This is a genomic window from Candidatus Poribacteria bacterium, from assembly GCA_021295755.1.
Taxonomy (GTDB): Bacteria; Poribacteria; WGA-4E; order WGA-4E; family PCPOR2b; genus PCPOR2b.
The window spans coordinates 1-2,425 of record JAGWBT010000240.1 but is presented as its reverse complement, the minus strand read 5'-3'; the positions used below and the strand labels follow the sequence as shown (position 1 = coordinate 2,425).

General features: G+C 49.0%; 3 protein-coding genes. All 3 read right to left on the bottom strand.

The window, feature by feature from the left end; all coding sequences use genetic code 11:
* Positions 1-385: 385 nt before the first annotated feature.
* Positions 386-1,141 carry a cupin domain-containing protein gene (locus J4G02_22815; GenBank protein ID MCE2397341.1) on the bottom strand — a complete coding sequence of 252 codons (756 nt, stop codon included), beginning with the start codon at positions 1,139-1,141 and terminating at the stop codon, positions 386-388.
* A 90-nt stretch (positions 1,142-1,231) separates the two neighbouring features.
* Complete coding sequence (locus J4G02_22810) at positions 1,232-1,948, bottom strand: hypothetical protein (protein MCE2397340.1); 717 nt, start codon at positions 1,946-1,948, stop codon at positions 1,232-1,234.
* Positions 1,949-2,123: 175 nt separating this feature from the next.
* On the bottom strand, positions 2,124-2,425 hold a 302-nt coding region (locus tag J4G02_22805), incomplete at its 5' end, for a hypothetical protein (GenBank protein ID MCE2397339.1).

Sequence of the window (2,425 nt, the reverse complement as noted above, 5' to 3'; positions counted from 1 at the left end):
GTTGGGCATTCCTGACCCAAAGTTGGACATAGGCGCCTAATCCGTTAATCACCACACTGTCTTGGCAACCGCTCCGAATTTCCTGCTGAAACGGACGTTGGATTGTTGCTAGAATTTTGGTAAACTCATTCATTTATGGTAGATTTTAGAATTAATTAGACACTGCCAATCGGCGAGGTGAGGAAACATCGACTACCGGGGATGGAAAAATCCGGGCTATCACCCCGGTAGGTGCGGTTTCTAACCGCACCTACCGGCGCAGTTGGAAACAGCGCCTACCCAACACGGGGAGCGAAAGTGTCTATTTATTTTTATGATTCACTATAGTTTGCTTTCAAATACAGCGGAACCTCGTCTTGGAATTGTGGGAGTTTGTTCGGCACAGTTAAACCTCAACGAGCGCGTCTTTGACAAGTGGCATTAGCCAGCGATTCATACAGAAGCAGTACCAACGGATCGGCTCCTTCTCAGCGATGAGCGTATGATGGACGCCCGGCGCATGTCCGATGAGATCTCCCGCGGAAACCTCAAAGATTTGCCCGTTTTGTTCGACATGCCCCGAACCTTCGTGGATGTACCAAAACTCCTCATGGCTGTCGTGGACATGGTTAGCGGCACGTGCTCCCGGCTCACTGCTATTCTGATCCCAATGATCTAACGTCGAATGCGGTCGGGCGTGAGGATACCGGTAACAGGAATCCCCCTCCTGCGGTGGCAGTTCCTCACCCCGGACCAGTGCCGGCTTGCCGTGGACATGATCGCCGTGTGAGTCTCCAATACCATCGTCCAACGCGTCCGCGGCAATCTCCCAAGTGGCAGAATGAAACGCAACGTCAAACCATTTGACGGGCGTATCCCCGGCGGTGAGTGAATGAGCAACTCCCGGCGGCGTGATGATTAGGTCTCGCGGTTGGATTTGGGTGGTTTCATCGCCACGGGTCATCGTCCCCTCTCCACTGATGATAATCCAAAATGATTCACGCGATTCATCGATAATCTCTGGAGTACGCTTCCCTGCATTGAGGGTACGGAGGGCAAATCGTTCAAGAGAACGACAGTCCTGATCCTGTGTCGCGTATTCAAGCGTCGTCCCTTCGGGTAGCGATCTTGGTGCGGGTAGGTCTGTATACTGAACGTACATGTTTCGCTCCATAACTAAGCATAAATGCTTCCTCTGTATCCTGAACCGTTCATCTAAAATGTGACTTGGAGTAGGAACACAGAAGAGAAATTATTCATCCTTAGTTCTAAATGTAATCGTGAACTCAGTCTTAGCATCAACATTATTTATTACTTCGATATGGATGACATAAACAACACCGTGCCGGAGTTCTCTTCCTGCTATAGCGGTGAGCGTCGCTGTAGCACCAGCAAAGCTAGAAATCCAATTCAGCGGTTCCCCATCTTTCTGTCTGATTGTAACGTTCCCCCTAACTTCTCTATCGAAATCAAAACGGAATCCGCCTGCGTTCAGTGGCTCGGGGTCAACGTCTGATTCACCATCTGTAACCGTACCAGAGAATATTTCAGCTTGCTCTCCTACGAGCCCTATTCTAAACGTAAGTGTGGCTTTTCCGTCAGAAGCATCAGGATTTACCCAAGCTACTGATAAATCCGCACCTGCCTTCACTGCTGGGTTTGGCTCCAACGCATCCAATAATTGTTGCGTGGTAACTTCCCAAGTGGCGTGATCGTCTTGAAGTTGAGCCCGAATTCCACCCACAGAGACGTAAGAAGGAAGGCGATCGAAAAATAATTTAATTTCTACAGGAGTGTCTAGAGCATCTATAGTCCAAATAACGCTACCGCTTGGTGGTTCGCTCCTAATAAGATTCACCACTGGAACGAGCGGGGCGGGCTTATCTTTAGTTACAGGTTCATCCTCGCCGCCGCAACCAACCATGAGTAGTCCCATAACAAAACATATCAGATAATACATCAGTTTCATAAAACTACACCTCCGAAATTGAATTGAGATTACCTAATATGAGGATCGCTCACACGATTTTCTTCAATTTATCTTCAGGAAGTTTCGTACTGAACCACCTATTCCCAAATTTTTGCAAAGGTATAGTCTTTGTTGGGTTACACGCCATCTGATGATGTAACTACCGGATACGGTATCAATTCCCCGGCGGCAGCGGCAGGTCTACACGCACATTCCCGCGCTCTTGCGACTTGAGGAATCCGATAATAATCTCGACCACTTTCTTCCCTTCCGATCCAGGAGAGAGCAATTCGCCGCCGTTCTCTATCACTCCAATGAGCTCTTCAATGTAGGCGGGGATACCGGTTATCATGTGTGGTGGTAGGTCCAGCAACTCAGATCTGCCGACACCTGTCGACAAAGTTACTGTATTTTCCACATCCAAGCGTCCTTCCTCACCAATGATCTCAAGGCAGAAACCGCTCGCCTGTCCCTTCG